This is a genomic window from Candidatus Binataceae bacterium (assembly GCA_035650475.1).
In the GTDB taxonomy this organism is placed as follows: Bacteria; Desulfobacterota; Binatia; order Binatales; family Binataceae; genus JAKAVN01.
Genome location: DASRHP010000006.1, coordinates 206,892 through 223,258 on the forward strand (window position 1 = coordinate 206,892; position 16,367 = coordinate 223,258).

13 protein-coding genes are annotated in these 16,367 nt (G+C 67.5%); 8 read left to right on the plus strand and 5 right to left on the minus strand.

Annotated features, from left to right (window positions below):
• Positions 1 to 37: 37 nt before the first annotated feature.
• Positions 38 to 1,825 (minus strand): chloride channel protein, encoded by a 1,788-nt coding sequence (locus VFB33_03595; GenBank protein ID HZO80755.1) that lies wholly within the window; start codon positions 1,823 to 1,825, stop codon positions 38 to 40.
• A 415-nt stretch (positions 1,826 to 2,240) separates the two neighbouring features.
• On the opposite strand from VFB33_03595, the gene VFB33_03600 reads away from it, so the two are divergent.
• On the plus strand, positions 2,241 to 2,693 hold the full coding sequence (locus tag VFB33_03600; GenBank protein ID HZO80756.1) for a response regulator: 453 nt from the start codon (positions 2,241 to 2,243) through the stop codon (positions 2,691 to 2,693).
• Between the two features lie 116 nt (positions 2,694 to 2,809).
• Here VFB33_03600 and VFB33_03605 read toward each other — a convergent pair whose 3' ends face one another.
• The 4 genes from VFB33_03605 to VFB33_03620 form a co-directional block, all read right to left on the minus strand.
• Positions 2,810 to 4,219 carry an amidase gene (locus VFB33_03605; GenBank protein HZO80757.1) on the minus strand — a complete coding sequence of 470 codons (1,410 nt, stop codon included), beginning with the start codon at positions 4,217 to 4,219 and terminating at the stop codon, positions 2,810 to 2,812.
• Positions 4,220 to 4,241: 22 nt separating this feature from the next.
• Complete coding sequence (locus VFB33_03610; protein ID HZO80758.1) at positions 4,242 to 5,441, minus strand: amidohydrolase family protein; 1,200 nt, start codon at positions 5,439 to 5,441, stop codon at positions 4,242 to 4,244.
• Between the two features lie 97 nt (positions 5,442 to 5,538).
• Positions 5,539 to 6,198, minus strand: a complete 660-nt coding sequence (locus VFB33_03615; protein ID HZO80759.1) for a pyridoxamine 5'-phosphate oxidase family protein — start codon at positions 6,196 to 6,198, stop codon at positions 5,539 to 5,541.
• A gap of 23 nt (positions 6,199 to 6,221) precedes the next feature.
• Entirely contained in the window at positions 6,222 to 7,142 is a 921-nt protein-coding gene (locus VFB33_03620; GenBank protein HZO80760.1) for a cyclase family protein, read from the minus strand.
• Positions 7,143 to 7,361: 219 nt separating this feature from the next.
• On the opposite strand from VFB33_03620, the gene VFB33_03625 reads away from it, so the two are divergent.
• The 7 genes from VFB33_03625 to amt all read left to right on the plus strand — a co-directional run bounded on the left by VFB33_03625 (position 7,362) and on the right by amt (position 16,324).
• Positions 7,362 to 8,876: a SagB/ThcOx family dehydrogenase gene (locus VFB33_03625; protein ID HZO80761.1), complete on the plus strand. Its 1,515-nt coding sequence runs from the start codon at positions 7,362 to 7,364 to the stop codon at positions 8,874 to 8,876.
• Positions 8,877 to 9,154: 278 nt separating this feature from the next.
• On the plus strand, positions 9,155 to 10,828 hold the full coding sequence (locus VFB33_03630) for an APC family permease (protein ID HZO80762.1): 1,674 nt from the start codon (positions 9,155 to 9,157) through the stop codon (positions 10,826 to 10,828).
• Positions 10,829 to 11,185: 357 nt separating this feature from the next.
• Positions 11,186 to 12,478 (plus strand): outer membrane beta-barrel protein, encoded by a 1,293-nt coding sequence (locus VFB33_03635; GenBank protein ID HZO80763.1) that lies wholly within the window; start codon positions 11,186 to 11,188, stop codon positions 12,476 to 12,478.
• A 108-nt stretch (positions 12,479 to 12,586) separates the two neighbouring features.
• The gene (locus tag VFB33_03640; protein ID HZO80764.1) at positions 12,587 to 12,835 is read left to right on the plus strand and encodes a DUF2934 domain-containing protein; all 249 of its coding nucleotides are present in this window, start codon (positions 12,587 to 12,589) and stop codon (positions 12,833 to 12,835) included.
• Positions 12,836 to 12,906: 71 nt separating this feature from the next.
• A complete protein-coding gene (locus VFB33_03645; GenBank protein ID HZO80765.1) occupies positions 12,907 to 13,746 on the plus strand; it encodes a protein phosphatase 2C domain-containing protein in 840 nt (279 codons plus the stop codon).
• A gap of 90 nt (positions 13,747 to 13,836) precedes the next feature.
• The gene (locus tag VFB33_03650; protein HZO80766.1) at positions 13,837 to 14,856 is read left to right on the plus strand and encodes a serine/threonine-protein kinase; all 1,020 of its coding nucleotides are present in this window, start codon (positions 13,837 to 13,839) and stop codon (positions 14,854 to 14,856) included.
• A 1-nt stretch (position 14,857) separates the two neighbouring features.
• Positions 14,858 to 16,324, plus strand: coding sequence for an ammonium transporter (gene amt, locus VFB33_03655; GenBank protein HZO80767.1), 1,467 nt, complete (start codon positions 14,858 to 14,860; stop codon positions 16,322 to 16,324).
• Positions 16,325 to 16,367 lie beyond the last annotated feature (43 nt).

Consider the following 16,367-nt stretch of genomic DNA (forward strand, 5'->3'; position numbering starts at 1 on the left):
AGGCCGGGGCGGGGCGGAAAGCGGCTGGTGAAGCAGGCTAGCCGTGGCCGCCGGCGGCATGCGCGTTGCCGTTGGGGCCGTTGCCCAGCGAGCGCAGGATGTCGGTCTTGGTCACGATGCCCGCCAGCGCGCCGTCAGGCGCGGTCACCAGCAGCACCTGCTGCGCGTTCTCGCGCGTGAGCAGGCGCAGCGCTTCGAGCAGGTCAGTATCCGCGCTGACCCAAGTCACGTCGCGGTCGGCGATGTCGCGCACCAGCGTGCGCTCCCATCGCTCCGGCGCCACCTTACTGAGCTCCCATACTGACACCGTGCCGACGATCTGTGCGCCCTCGGAAACCGGAAAGATCGCGTGGCGGTGATGGGCGGCGACGCTGTCGGCGAAACTGCGAACCGTGGATGAGGCCTGCACGCTCACCACGTGACGCTGCATCACCTCCGCCACGCGCAGCCCGCTGAGCTCGCTGATGCGGGCGGCCTGATGCAGCCGCTGGTCGCCCGAGGCCGACGCCTCGCCCGAGACCGCGTAGGCGACCGCCGCGCCGATCAGGGTGGGAATGATGTAGGAGTGGCTGCCGCTGGTTTCAGCCACGAACACCACTGCGGCGAGCGGGGTCTTGTAGCCGGCCGCGATAAAGCAGGCCATCCCGACCGCCGCGAACAGGTCGCCGCGCGAAGAGTGCAGCAGCGACTGGGCAAATGCCTTGCCGATCGCGCCACCGCACAGGAACAGCGGCACGAACATCGCGCTCACGCCGCCGCAGCCGAGCGAGAACAACGTCGCCAAAAGTTTGAAGACGGCGAAGGCAACCAGTTCGCCCGAGGCGCGCGGCTGGTTGAGGATTATGTTGACCGCCTCGTAGTTAGGGCCGAGCGGAATCAGCTTGCCCGGATAGAGCGTGATGTAAGCGAGCCCGCAAATCCCGGTGAGCAGGCCGCCGATCAGGAGCTTGACCGTATGCGGCGTGCGCAAATTGACGAAGAAGGTGCGCGTGCGGCGAAAGCCGTTGGCGAAGTTCATCGCGATAAAGCCGCAGATCACCGCCAGCAACACCGACCACAGCAAATCGGCATCGGAGAACGGCAGCGGCCCGCCGCCGAAGGCGAACAGCGGCGCGGTGCCCACGAACGAAACCAGCACTGCGTAAGCGACCACCGAGGCGATCAGCGACGGCAGTAGCGCCTCGTGCGCGAGGTCGTCCTTGTACGGCATCTCGAGCGCGAAAATCAGGCCCGTCAGCGGCGCGCGGAACACCGCCGCCATCCCGGCCGCCGCGCCGCTGATCAGCATGATCCGCCGCTCATGCGGTGCGAGGTCGATGCCGAAGCGGCGCAGTTTCACCCATAGCCACGAACCGATCGCGCCGCCGCCGTAAATGCTCGGCCCCTCCAGCGCCGCGCTGCCGCCGAAGCCGACCGTGGTGACCGCCGCGAGCAGCTTGAACCAGAACGGGCGGACGTCGATGTCGCCCTGATGCTCATGGTAGGACTCGATGATCTCCTCGGTGGAATGGCGGTCCGGATTGCGGGTGAGAAACTGCATGATGAGCCCAGTGAGGAAGAAGCCGAGCAACGTGATCGGAATAATCGCGCCGTGATGGGCGAGAAAATAAGGCAACAGGACGGCCCACACGCCGCGCAGGATCACCATCGTGATCGCCGTGATCACCAGTCCCGCCGCGACGCCGATGATCGGCGCGACGATCAGCCACTTGCGGGTGTCACGGCTGTAGGTCGCGCTGAGATCGTCGCTGATCAACGCCGAGCACTTGCGCACCAGCGTGTTGTCGAACCAGCGGGAGTCTTTTATCGACGCCAGAAGCCCCACCACAGAAATCCTCCTCTTTGCTTGCCGCCACGTCCGTGCCGAATCCGTCGGGTCGGGACGCTGCCGTTGTGCAGGTGCAACACTTGTTGCGGCATTGCGGTCGCGGCCGGGCGGCGAAAGCCGACGCCGCGCCCGGCCGGCCGCGGCGTGTCGGACCTCGATTGGGGTCCGCTGATAGCTCGCTCAATGCTGTCAAAGGCTAGCTTTTGCGCTCATTTGAAGCGCCGGGCCCGGTGCGGTTACGCACCAGCGCGCATCAAGGAACAATGTCGCGCTAGACAGGAAACTATAGTCAGAGCGCTATGGCACGGCAATTGTACTCAAACAGCCTTGCACGCGGTTCCGTCATGATTCGGAGCCCTCGTCCGAGTTGCTTGCGCCGCAATTCGTGTATAGTGCTGAGGAAAGGCGCGTTATGGACAGTAACGAACAAATGCCTCCTGAATTTGGAGTCCGCGTTTTTCTTGTCGAAGACAATCCCGAGCACGCGTTCATCGCGGTCACCGTGGTCCGCCAGGTTCTTGGCGACGCCAGCGAAGTGATCGTGGCCGAGAACGCCGACGAGGCGGTTGAATTGATCCAGCAGTTCACCGACACCGACCGGCCCGACCTGATGCTGGTGGACTTGCGCCTGCCCGATAACGGCGGGTTCGCGGTGCTCTCGGCCGCGCGCGCGCATGAGCCGTGCTCGCACGTGCCGATGTTCGTCATCACCAGTTCGCTCTACGACATGGACATCGCACAGAGCTACGAGCTCGGCGCCTCGGCGGTGCTGTGCAAACCGCTCTCGCGCGCGATCCTCAAGGAAGAGCTGGCGCGTATCGGCGTGATCCCGCCCAAGGCGTCAGGCTCAGCGCCGGCATCCTGAACCAGGCGCGCGACGTATCGCCCGCCGCGGAGCGTCGGGCACAACGAATCGACTCAAACGATCACAAGGGCCGTCATCAGACGGCCCTTTCTTTTTCCTCCGCCGGCGCTGCCGCTTCAGATTTGGGGAGGCCTGTGATTCCAAGGGCGTAGCCGCTCGTAGGCGTAGGCCGCCTGCAGGACGAGGTCGTCGCGATGGCGCTCGGCGGCGATCTGGATTCCACACGGCAGCCCGTCGTCGGTCATCCCGGCAGGCAGCGCGATCGCCGGATGGCCGCTGAGGTTGAACGGGTAGGTGAAGACCAGCGCCAGGAGCGGGTCCGCCAGCCGCTGGCCCTCGATTTCCGACGGCGGCGGGCCGTTGGCGGCGAACGGCGCAGTCGCCGTCGCGGGCGTCAGCAGCAGGTCGTAGCGCTCGAAGAGGCGGCGCGCCCATTCGTTGAACTCGGCGCGCGTGCGCTGCGCCGCGCCGTACTCGCGCCATCCCGTATTCGCCGCCGCCTCGGTGTAGGCGACGAAGGAGCGGTTCATGTCGGCGCGATGGGCCGGGATAACGTCGGCGAGCTGCGCGAGCAGCTGCGCCGCGCGCACCGTGGTCCACGCAAGCGCCGTCTCGGGGACCGCCTCGTTGATCGTCTCGACCGTGCAGCCGAGCTCGCCGAACGCGCGCGCCGCCTCCTCCGCCGCGCGCAGCACGCCGCGCTCGATAGCGTGCCCGAAATCGGGATGGAACGCGACGCGCAGCCGCTTCGGCATCCGCTCGATCACGCCGAGATAGGAGATGCCCGGATGGGGCAGCGACTCGGAGTCGGCGGGATGGTAGCCGCAGGCTGCATCGAGGTAGAGCGCGGCATCGGTCACCGTGCGCGTGATCGGGCCGACCGACGAGATGCCATTGAACGATTCCATTCCCAGCCGCGGGCCCGCCGGGATCCTCCCGTGCGACGGCTTGAGGCCGACGCATCCAGTGTACGCCGCAGGCAGCCGAATCGAGCCGCCGGCGTCGGACGCCGTCGCCATCGGCACCATCCCGCTTGCGACCGCGGCCGCGCTGCCGCCCGACGAGCCGCCGGGCGTGCGCTCGAGCTTCCATGGATTGCGGGTCACGCCAAAGAGCAGATTGCGGGTGAACGCGCTGTGGCCGAACTCGGGCGTGTTGGTCTTGCCGATCACGATCGCGCCCGCGGCGCGCAGGCGGGCGACCTCGATCGCGTCCTCGGCGGCAAGATTGTCGCGAAACGGCCGCGAGCCGAACGTCGTCGGCATCCCGGCCACCTCTTCGAGGTCCTTGACTGCTAGGGGAACGCCGGCGAGCAGCCCGAGCTCTTCGCGCCGCGCAAGCCGCTCGTCGAGCGCGCGCGCCTCCGCCATCGCCTGCTCCGCGCGCATCGCCACGAACGCGTTGAGCCGCGGATTGAGCGTCTCGACCCGTGCGAGCGCGTGCCCGACCGCCTCGCTCGGCTTGACCTCGCGTCGGCGGATCAAAGCCATCAGCTCGAAGGCCGACTTGAAGTCCAGTTCCGCCATCGCGTTCGCTCCGCCTCGGCCGCTACATCAGCTTGTAGGCGCGGGCGACGTTTTCGCCGAGGATCCCGCGCCGCCCCGACTCGTTCATCGGCGCGACCAGCCCGCGCAGTTCTTCGAGGTAGTTGCCCGGATGGTCGGGATGGGGATAGTCGCTGGCCCAGAAGAAGCGGTACTCGCCGACCAGCGGCATCAGGCCCGCGATCGTGCGTTCATCGGGGTCGGCCGAGATGTAACAGCGCTCCTTGAAGTAGTACGACGGCTTTTCCTTCAGCCGCACCGTTCCGCCCAGCGGCGTGCCACTGTAGATCGCGTCGGCGCGATCGAGCAGGTAACCGATCCATCCGGCGCCCGCCTCGAGCACGACCACGCGCAAGCCCGGGAAGCGGTCGAAGGTGCCGCACTGGAAGAAGGTCGCGAAGGCATGCTGTACGCCCTGGGCGGCGAAGAGGTCGTAGTACCAGACCGCCCAGCGGAAGTTGTCGAAGCGATGGTGCACGCCGAAGGCGACCGGCTCGAAGGTGGGATGAATCGCGAGCGGAACGCCGAGCTCCTGCGCCGTGGCGAACAGCCGGTCGTGCGCCTTGTCACCATGCGGCACCTTGGTGAGGGTGAACGGCGCGACGAACGCGCCCCTGCATCCGTCGTTGACCGCGCGCTCGAGCTCGGCCGCGGCAGCCGCGGGATCGCCGAGCGAGAGATGCGCGATCGGGACGAGCCGCCCGCCGGAGTCGCGGCAGAAGTCGGCGATCCAGCGGTTGTACGCGCGGCAGTAGGCGGCCGAGATCTCGGCGTCGAAGCATTCGGCCTCCCACAGCAGTCCCAGCGTCGGGTAGAGCAGCGCCTTGGCCAGTCCCTCGCGCTCGAGCAGTTCGATCCGCTCCTTCATGTCCATCGTGCCGAAGGCAGCGCCCTTGAGGTAGGTGTCCTCGGGGCCGGGCATCTTGTAGCGCAGCTCCTCGGGGCCGATCTCGCCGCGCAGCGCGCGCTCGCGCATGCGGGCCGCGTCTTCGACCTGCTTGCCCATCCCGCCGAGCGTGGCGAGCTGGCCGCGCCGGCACAGGCGCGAGATGTTGCGGTCGATTTCGAGATACTCGTAGCCGTCCTGGCCGACCACGATCCGAATTGCGCGGTCGCGATATCTGGGTTCGAGGTAGCGCTCCCAGAGGTCGGGCGGTTCGAGGATATGGCCGTCGGCATCAATCACCAGCGCTTCGGATGGCATCGGGTTCTCCAGCAAATTCGAAAAATTCGCTCCGTTGTTCGGCAGGGGCGGCAAATCCCGGAACCGGACTCGCGGCCGCGCCGCCGCGTGGCCGCGATCAGCCCTCGCCCTTTCTCACCAATGTCTCGTACTCGGCGATCGTGATGATTCCGCCGAGCTTGCCGGCGACGTCGCGCTCGCGTTCGGGCAGCACGTCCTGCATCGCGTCGATACGCTTCCATTGCGGCGGCGGCGGCGCCTCGCGACCCGCCTGCGGCGCGTATTTCGAGGTCTGAACGCGCCGGTACTTATGGATATAGCGCGGGCAGTTGATGAAAACTTCGCTGACCGCGACGCGCACGACCAGCTCCGCGCGCGGGAACTCGGCGACGAGCGGGTCGGCGCGGTCAATGCTGGCGGTGCCCTGCACCCGCACGCGATGCGGCGTTTCGAAATCGATGAACAACATTCCGACCTTGGCGGTGGTCAGGATGTTGCCGGTGGACAGGAACATGCCGTTGCCGTTGTAGATGGGGAACGCGATGGTCCGCGGGTCGATCACCTTGACGAAGCCCGGCGTTCCTCCTTTGTACGAGCAGGTGGGGTAACCGCGATGATCGACCGAGGCGAGGAAGAACATGTCGCGGCTCTCGACGAAGCCCTTGTGATCGCGCGGAATTTCCGGCCGCACAATCGACGCCTCGAGCCGGTCGGCCAGCCGCCGGGTGTCGAACGCCTCCTGCAGGGCGCGATGCTGCTCACCGTAAATTGAGCTCATATCTTCCTCGATGCGATCCTCACTCAAAAGATCGCCACCGGATTGACCGGTGAAGCGGTGCCGTGCTCCAGGATGAGCGGCAGCATTGTGAACATGAACTCCGAGCGCCCGTGGCGCACAGACGCCGCGCCGAGCGCTTCGAGGTCGGCGTTGTCGATCAGATGGACGCCCATCGTGACCAGCGTGCCGACATGGATCGGGAAGATCAGCTCGCTGCCGTAGCCGGTCGGGATGGTGTCGCTCACCCCGTCGCATCCGAGCACCGCGATCCGCCGCTCGTGCAGCCATGGCAGGCAGCTCGGATCGAGCCCCGCCATCCCCTCCCTGCGGCTGTCCCACGGCCCCAGCTTGCGCTGGCGTGCCATCCGCCCGGTGCGCACGAGGAGAACGTCGCCCTCGCCCACGCGCACGTGCTGTGCGCGTTCGGCGGCGTCGAGGTCCTCGGGGAAGATGCGCTCGCCGGGCTCCATCCAGTCGACCTTCTTGAGCCGCGCGATGTCGAGCAGGACGCCGCGGCTGACCACCCCCTCGCGCGCGACATCGATCGCGCATCGGCGTGCGCCCCAGCGCCCGACCTCGTGCGCGCTGAAGCCGTTGTACATTTTGCCCTGCCAGAAGACGTGGCAGAGCGCGTCGAGATGGGTGAACGCCATCCCGTGCGGCGCGATTGCGAAGTAGTCCAGGGCGGCCGCGAGCCCCGGCCCCGAGTAGAGCATCACGTGCGTGGCCGGAGTCGGATTGTCGGGGCCCGAGGCGGTCGCCAGCGGCAGCGCCATCGAGGCTGTCTCGCCGCTTTGCACCAAGCGGCCGGCGGCGGCGCGCCGCTCTGGCGTGATGAAGTTGAGCGCGCCGCGCTCGTCCTCCTTGCCCCAGCGGCCCCAGTTGCTGAGCTCTTCGAACAGGGCTTTGACTTCGGCGGCGCTGAGCCTGGGCGCGGTGGCCATGGCGAACCTCTCCGGCAGATGGTGTGGGCGCCGCGAGGGACGCGCCCGCGCCGCGCCGAGGCGCGGCGCTGCGTCCGCGCGGAGGTCGCGGCGCAAGCGCGCCCTCCTAATAGCACGCACCGACTGTTCCGCCTAGGGGTGAAGCCCGCGCGGCCGGCAGAGCAGGCGGTGCTATGATCGGGCGGCAGGCCAAGGAGCGGCTGCGCAAGGAGTCGGAGATTGGGCAACCGAAACATCGAGGTGGCACGCGCCTACCACGCGGCGACCAAGCATTCGTACACCAGCGTGCGTGCGGACAGGCACTATCTCGACTGGGACAACCGCCCGATGCCCTACAAACTCTACCCGGAGGTCGCCGGCTTCGCGCTTCCGCGCGACTTAAGCCTCGCGCAGGTTCCCACGCTCGCCGCCATCACCGCCGACGGGGCAAAGGACGGCGCCGGCAAGGAGCTCGGGCTGGAGGGCCTGACGCGCATCCTATTCTGCGCCGACGGTCTCACGCGGCGCAAACGGGTGGGCGGCGAAGATTACCACTTCCGCGCCGCGCCGTCGGCGGGCGCGCTCTATCCAGTCGAGCTTTACGTCGCGGCGGTCGCAGTGGAAGGCCTCGAGCGTGGGCTCTACCATTTTTCGCCCGCCGATCTCAGGCTGCGCGGGCTGCGCCGCGGCGATTGGCGCGCATTTATCACGCGCGCCGCCGCCGGACGCCCGTCGCTGCTAAAGGCGCGCGCGATCGTCGTGATGAGCGCGCTGTTCTGGCGCAGCACATGGAAGTATCGCGCGCGCGCCTGGCGCTACTGCTTATGGGACGCCGGCACGCTGCTCGCCAACCTGCTCGCCGCTGCGGCCGCCGAGGGGCTCTCGACGGACCTCGTAACCGCCTTTGCCGACCCCGAGATCGAGGCGCTGCTCGACATCGACGGCGAGCGCGAGGGCGCGCTATGCATCGTCGCGCTGGGCGCGGACGCGCCGGCGCCGGGCGAGTCGCCGGCGCTCAGGCCGCTCGGCCTCGAAACGGTCCCGCTTTCTGCCGAAGAGGTTGGCTATCCGGACCTGGTCCGGATACACCGCGAGTCGCGCCTGCTTGACGCCGACGAAGTCGCGGCCGTGGCAGCCGCGCAGCCTGCGCCGGCGGCCGCAACTGCGAGGGGAAAGGTCGTCAGGCCCAAGCGGCTCGACACCGACGCCGGCGCGGGGCTGGGCGAGACGATTCTCCGGCGCGGCTCGACGCGCGTCTTCGCGCACGCGCCGATCACAGCCGAGGAGCTGGCGACGATCATGGCCGCTTCCAGTGGCCATCCGCGCTCCGACTTCCCGCCGCTCAGCGAAACCTACCTCATCGTAAACGCGGTCGAGGGGATGGAGCCGGGCGCGTACTACTACCATCACCACAGCGGCGAGTTCGAGCTGCTCAAAGCCGGAAACTTCCGCGGCGAGGCCGGATACCTGTGCCTTGAGCAGCCGCTGGGCGCCGACTGCGCGGCGCTGGTCTGCTACATGGCCGATCTCGAACGCGGCCTCGGCGCGCTGGGCAATCGCGCTTACCGCGACGCCCATCTGGAGGCCGGCCTCCATGCCGGGCGCGTCTATCTGGCCGCCTACGCGCTGGGACGCGGCGCGACTGGGCTCACCTTTTACGACGACGACACGACCGACTTCTTTGCCCCGCACGCCGCCGGCAAGAGCCCGCTGCTGATGGTGGCGCTGGGGGTGCCGCGCGCCCCATCCGAGTAGCCCGCCGAACATTGACGCGGCAGTGCTGGTACTTTCGGCCGATCGCCCCGAGTGCTGGCGGCGTAGGCGCGCTCATCCCATCTGTGTAGAAGCGCTGACCGATCGCTAGGCGTCTGCCTACGCGGCGGGCATTACCGCGCTGCACGGCGCAATCAATTACTGCACTTTGCGACGGCATCCTTCTTGCCCAAGGGCTGCGCGCGAGCCGCCGAAGGGGCATGTCCTCGATGCCGGGGATAGGGCCGCCAGGCGGAACAGCGCCGCTCAAGGAGGGAGAGATGGCAGCCGCACCCGAAAGGCCCAAAATGGTGCCCACGCTGGGGCTAACCGGCGTGACCGTCAACGCGATGGCGTTGATCGCGCCAGGCGCATTCTTGTGGATCACCTTCGTTCTTCAGGCGGGGTATGTCTTCCCGTCGGGGCTGGCGATGTGGGCCGGGATCTTCGTCGCCCTCATGCTCGCCTACGCCACCGCGCTTTCGTACTCGGAGCTGGCCAAGCTGTATCCGGGCGCGGGTAGCTCCTACCTGTTCGCCGAGCAGGCCTTCCTCAACACCACCCATGCCTATCGCTTCGCGCGGATCGCCAAGTTCATCATCGGCTGGGCTTCGCATCTGTACTACTGGGTATATCCGGGGGTGATGGTGGCGACGATGGGCGTCATGGTCGGCTACATCATCGGCAACATCGCGCCCTCGGCCATCAACTCGGCGGTGCCGGGGCCGGTGTTCATGGCGCTGGTCGCGGTGGTTTTCTCCTACATCGTGGCCTACATCGCGTTTCGCGGGGTCAACGGTTCGACCATGGTCAACCTCGCGATCAACGTGATCCAGATAGTCGCGCTGCTGTTCTTCTCGGCACTCGCGATCGCCTACCGCATTTCGCATCCGGCGGGCTCGGCCGGCCTCGCGCTCGATCCCAGCGGGCATACGATCGCGTCAACCCTGAGCTACGGCTTCGGCAGCGACAGCCCGTCGCATCCCAACGCGCTCTCGGTCATCCTGCCGCACCGGCTGGACTGGGTGATGCTGCAGGCGACGGTCGCAATCCTGCTGCTGGTCGGCTTCGAGTCGGTCACTGCGCTGGGCGAGGAAGCCAAGAATCCCAAGAAGGACATCCCGCGCGGCGTGCTGCTCTCGCTGACCATCCAGGGGCTCATCTGCTACCTCATCGAGTACTTTGCCGCCAATTACTTTATGAGCAGTGCCTACGGCCTGGCGGCGGCCAAGGCTTCGGCGGCGCCGATCGGCGACATGATGGTGATCGTCGGCAACGCGTTGCTCGGCGGGCACGGGCAGGCCTTCATGCTGCTCGAAGCGCTGACCGTGTTCCTCGCGCTCATCGGCACCAGCCTGAGCTGCATCAACACCGGCGCGCGGGTGACCTACGCGATGGGGCGGGATGAGGAGGTGCCCGAGCACTTCGGCATCCTGCACGGCGCCAACCTCACTCCGCATCGCGCAATCTGGACGCTGGCGACGATCTCAGCGGCGCTGGGCGCGTATGCGGCGCTGTTCTTCTTCGCCGGCGGGTCGGCGCCCGACGACAAGACGATCGCGACGCTGCCGCATAACATTTGGTACGCGCTCGGGATGAACTCGAACGCGTCGCTCGCGGCGCTGCCTAACGGGCTGCTGCTGGTCACCCTGCTGTCGAACTTCGGCACTTTCGTCCTGTACGGGCTGACCAACATCATCTGCATCGTGGCCTTCCGCGAGCACCACGAATTCTCGGGCTTTCGCCACATGGTGGTGCCGGTCTTCGGGGCGCTCGCGAACTTCTCCTGTCTCGCCTTCTACATCATCGGGCCGCTCGAGGGCCTGGGCAGCGCGAAGGAGCCGCTGATGGCGGTGGCACTGTCGGTGGTGTGGGGGGTGTACGGGGCAATCTACTTCGTACGCAACTCGCGCCGGCGCGGCAAGGAGACCGTTCTGGTTGCCAAGCCTGCGTGAGTGTCCGGGGGAGCGCGTGCCGAGGGGACGGTGCCGGGCCGTGCGCAAAGCGCGGCCCGGCGCCCGCATCCGTGGCGCCCGAGGTGCCAGCGCTGACCAGCGGGGCGGCAGTTGCCATCGTGCTGGTCAACTCGACGCGAGGTGAGCACGCGCGACAGGCCTGAATTGCGCGTGGATCGAAGCAGGCTGCTGCGGCATGGAACTTGATCACGCCAACCGGCGCGACACATTAGTTCGCCAAACCGGCGCCGCACGGGCCGCGGACCGGGAGGATTGCAACGGCCTGATTTCATCACGCAGGACGCCCGCTCGGCTACGCGCCCGGGTTGGTTGCTGCATCGGAGAGGGACAAACGGAATGGAACCATACACTTCGCTCGTGACCAGAATCGCCCGTGTGCTGGCGGCCACCCTGCTGGCGTTCGGCGTTTGCGGCCGCCTTAGCGCGTGGGCTCAGTCCACGGCCACGGTTACGCCACCTGCGGCTGGCGCTCCGGCAACCGCGGCGCCCGCTCCCGCCGCCGCGCCGACGCCGATTCCACCGCTCACCACGCCGGCGGTGACCGGACCGTTGCAGTTCGCAAGCCCGACGCCGATCGATTTGAGCGCGATGACCGGCCTGTCCGACGTCCCCGTGATCTCCGACCTCGGCAAGTTCGACATCAACGGGGTCGTGAGCGGCATCGGGATCGTGCAGGATCATGCGACCGCTTCCGACCGTACCGACCGCGCCGACGTAAGCAACGCGATGATCATGATTCAGAAAGCCGAGGGGCCGGTGCAGTTCTATTTGCAGGCGGGCGCTTATGATCTCCCGGCCCTTGGCGCGCCCTTCATCTCGGCGGGCACCGCGCTAAACAGCCTGTATGGACCGCTGCCCGTCGCCTACTTGAAGCTAGCGCCGAGCGACAACTTCTCGGTGATGGCCGGCAATCTGCCCACCCTGATCGGGGCCGAGTATACGTTCACCTTCGAGAACATGAACATCGAGCGTGGGCTTCTCTGGAATCAGGAGAACGCGATCAACCGCGGCGTGCAGCTCAACTATAGCCTGGGCCCGGTGAGCACTTCGCTGAGTTGGAGCAACGGCTTCTACTCCAACAGCTACACCTGGCTCATCGGATCGCTTGCATACGCGATCAACTCGGCCAACGCGGTCAGTGTTGTGGGCGGCGGCAACCTCGGCTTCTCGAAGTTTTCCAACTTCGCGACCTCGGCGGTGCTCAACAACAGCCAGATCTACAATCTCATCTATACCTACAACTCATCGCCCTGGATCGTGCAGCCGTACGTCCAGTGGACCTACGTGCCGAGCAACGACAAGATAGGGGTTGCCAAATCGACATCGACCATCGGCGGCGCGATCCTCGCCAGCTACGCGCTCACCGACAATTTCTTCCTGGCCGCGCGCGCCGAATATATCGGCAGCACCGGCAGTCCGACCGACGGCTCGGTCAACCTGCTCTACGGACCGGGCAGCGAGGCGTGGTCGCTCACGCTGACTCCGACCTACCAGTACAAGAAGTTCTTCGTGCGCGGTGAAGTCAGCTTCGTTCAGGCGATGAGCTACGTGGCGGGCAGCGTGTTCGGCGGCGCGGGCCGTAATCCGGCGCAGGTGCGTGGGGTGCTCGAAACCGGTTTGTTGTTGTAACGCGGAGAAAGATGACGAACGACAACGCGTAAGCCTCTTGGCGCGGCGCACGCCGCGGCGTATCGCTAGATCGATGGGTCGGCCTTTCGGCGGAGGTAGTTGGTTACGATGGCCACGGTGAAGAGGGGCAGCTCTACGACAGCGACGACGCGGCGGCGCGCCGCAGCCAGGAAGGCTGAGCAGGCGCAACCCAATGGCAACCCGACACGCGACCCGCGGACGGTGGCCGAGCCGAACGTCGAGGCGATCCGTGCCCGCGCCTACGAGCTTTTCCTCGCGCGCGGCGCCGTTCACGGCCACGATCTCGCCGACTGGTTCCAGGCCGAGCGCGAGCTGCGCACGGCGCGCGCGAGCTGAGCGCGCCGGTCGGCGCGCGTTCGCCGCCGCGCCGGCGGACCAGCCGCCGCCGGCAAGCGGTTGAGGCCCGCATGGCTGAACCGATCGCCGCCGGCGCGGCCTCTTCGCCGAGCTTCGATCTCGCCGTCCTCTCCGACGTCGGCACCGACCGGCCCGACAACGAGGACGCCTGTGGCGATCACGTCGAGGACGACGGCAGCGGCGCGATCTTCGTCGTCGCCGACGGTATCGGCGGCTACGAGGGCGGCGAGATCGCCAGCCGCATGGCGGTGGACATCACGCTTGAGGCCTATCACGAAAGCCCGCGCGCATGGGGTCCGGCCAAGCGTCTGCACCGGGCCGTCCAGCGCGCCAACATCGAGATCCACAACCGGGCGCTGACCGTGCCCGAGCTGCGCCGGATGGGCACCACGCTGACGGCGGCGGTGGTCGAGGGCGGTAGGCTGAGCGCGGCGCACGTTGGCGATTGCCGTCTCTATCTCGTGCGCGGCGGACGGATCGTCCAGATCACCAAGGACCACACGATGGTGGCCGAGCGGGTGCGGATGGGCCTGATGAGCGCGGCGCGCGCGCGCAACCATCCCGAGCGTTCGGTGCTCAGCCGCTGCCTCGGCCACGAGCTGATCGTCGCGGTTGACCGGATCGCGATGCCGCTGGTGCAGGGCGATCACCTGCTGCTGTGCAGCGACGGCCTGTACAACGTGCTCGACGAGCGCGAATTGGCACGGATGGTGCGCGAGGGCGAAAGCGCGGCCGCCGCCTGCCAGGCGCTGATCGAGGCCGCCAACGCGCACGGCACCGCCGACAATCTGACCGCCGCCGTCTTCAGGATGAACGGCGCGACCCCCTATGCCGAGGGCGGCGCGGGCTGGCGCGCGCGGCTGGGGCGGCTCTTTGGCCGCAGCGCCTGAACGCGGCGCGCGCGAGCAGCCGCGCGTTGCGGTGGGCGGGGTGGCGATGGTAACGTGCGCGCCCATCCGCCCCCGCATGCGACATCTTCCATGATGCGCGAGGTCAACGTCGGCGAGCAGCTCGACCAGTACCGCCTGACCGAGCTTATCGCGCGCAGCGGGATGGCCTCGATCTTCAAGGCCACCGACACGCTCAGCGGCCAGACCGTCGCGATCAAGGTCCCCTATCTCCAGTTCGAAAGCGACGTCGTCTTCTATGGTCGCTTCAAGCGCGAGGAGGAAGTCGGCCGTCGCCTCGACCATCCCAACATCATCAAGGTCCTCACCCCCAGGCATAAGAGCCGGATGTACATCGCGATGGAGTACGTCGACGGCGTCTCGTTGCGCGCGATTATGCGTGACGAGCGTCCGATGACGGCCGAGCGCGCGCTCGGTTTCGCGCGCCAGATCTGTGCCGCGCTGGTTTACATGCACGGCCGCGGCGTGGTCCATCGCGACCTCAAGCCCGAAAACGTGCTGGTCACGGCCGACGGCCAGGTCAAGCTGATGGACTTCGGCATCGCGCTCGACGAGTCGGCGCGCCGGCTCACCTGGTCGGGGCTCTCGACCACGATCGGCACTCCCGACTATATGTCGCCCGAGCAGGTCAGCGGCCGGCGCGGCGACGCCCGCACCGACATCTACGCGCTCGGCACGATGCTTTACGAGATGCTGACCGGCCATCTGCCCTTCGACGCGCCCAACGTGTACGCGATGATGCGGGCGAAGACCGGCGAGGATCCTCTGCCGCCCAGCCGCTTCCTGCCCAGCATCGATCCGCAACTCGAAGAGATCATCCTGCACGCCATCGAACGCCAGCCGCGCAACCGCTACCAGAGCGCCGCCGAGATGCTCGAGGACTTGAACGCGCCGCAGCGGGTCAAGCCGAGCGGCCGTGCCGCCCGGCTCCATCCGCGCAGCCTGCGCATCCGGCGCATCCGCGGCGCGCTGTGGATGGCGCTGTTCTTCGGCTCGCTGGTGGCGGTCTTCATCCTGCTCATCTGGCTCGCCAATCGATACCCGGCCGCCACCTCGCAGGCCGTCCGTTCGTACCGGGGGGAGGTGAGATGAAATGACCGCGCGCGCAAGATGGACGCTTGCCCGGACGCTGCCGCTCGCGGCCGCGCTAATCGTCGCGGCCGCGGCGCGCGCCGGCGCGCAGGACGCGCCGGCGCCGGGCACGCGCTTAGATGTTCACTTCGCGCCGGTGCCCGGCACGTCGCTCAACATGGCCTGGGTGCTCGTCGGCGGCTTCCTGGTGATGTTCATGCAGGTCGGCTTCGCGATGCTGGAGACCGGCTTCACGCGGGCCAAGAACGCGGTCAACACGATGGCGATGAATCTCGTTATCTACCCGATCGGACTTATCGGTTTCTGGCTGACCGGCTATGCCCTGATGATGGGCGGGGTGGCGCAATGGCCGTCGCTGGGGCGCGGCGGAATCCCCAGCCGCGAACTGAGCCTCCACATCGGCGGCCACAGCTTCGGCCTCATCGGTGCGGGCAAGTTCGCGCTGCTCAGCGTCAGCCACGATCCGGCGAGCCTTGCGATGTTCCTGTTCGCGGTGGTCTTCATGGACACTGCGGCGACCATTCCGACCGGCGCGATGGCCGAGCGCTGGAAGTTCTCCGCCTTCTTCATTTACGGACTGTTCATGTCGATGTTTCTCTACCCGCTGTACGGCAACTGGGTGTGGGGCGGCGGATGGCTGGCGCAGATGGGGGTCAACTTCGGGCTGGGCCACGGCCACGTCGATTTCGCCGGCTCCTCGGTCGTCCACATGACCGGCGGCGTGACGGCGCTGGCGGGCGCGATGGTGCTGGGGCCGCGGATCGGCAAGTTTCGCCGCGACGGCGCGATCGGCGCCCTGCCCGGGCATAACCTGCCGATGGCGATAGTCGGAACGCTGATCCTGGCCTTCGGATGGTTCGGCTTTAACACGGGCTCGACTTTGGCCGCCTCCGACCCGCGGATCGGGTTGATCGCGGTCAACACGATGCTGTCCTCGGGGGCAGGCGCGCTGGCCGCGCTGCTTTACCTGTGGCGGCGCTTCAACAAACCGGACGTCGCGATGGCGTGCAACGGGCTATTGGGCGGGCTGGTCGCGATAACCGCGCCCTGCGCGTTCGTCACCCCGGCGGCGGCGGTGCTGATCGGCGCAATCGCCGGGTTGCTGGTGGTCGGGGCGGTGCTCGCGCTCGAGCGGCGCTTGCGCATCGACGACCCGGTCGGCGCGATCGCAGTGCACGGCGTATGCGGAATGTGGGGCGCGCTCGCGCTTGGCCTGTTTGCCGACGGCAGCTACGGCGTGGGATGGAACGGGGTCGGCGGTCCGGTGCGCGGGCTGCTGTTCGGCGACACGGGACAGTTCGCCGCCCAGCTGATCGGCGTTGCGATCAATGTGGTGGTGATCTTCAGCCTCGCGCTCGCCTTTTTCGTGATCGTCGAGCGCACGATTGGCAACCGGGTGCCGGCCGAGGTCGAGTGGAGCGGCCTCGACGCGCTCGAGATGGGCTCCGACGCTTATCCCGGCGTGTAGGCCCGCTTGGCAAGCGGCGCCCGATCCGGCGATACTTCAGCAC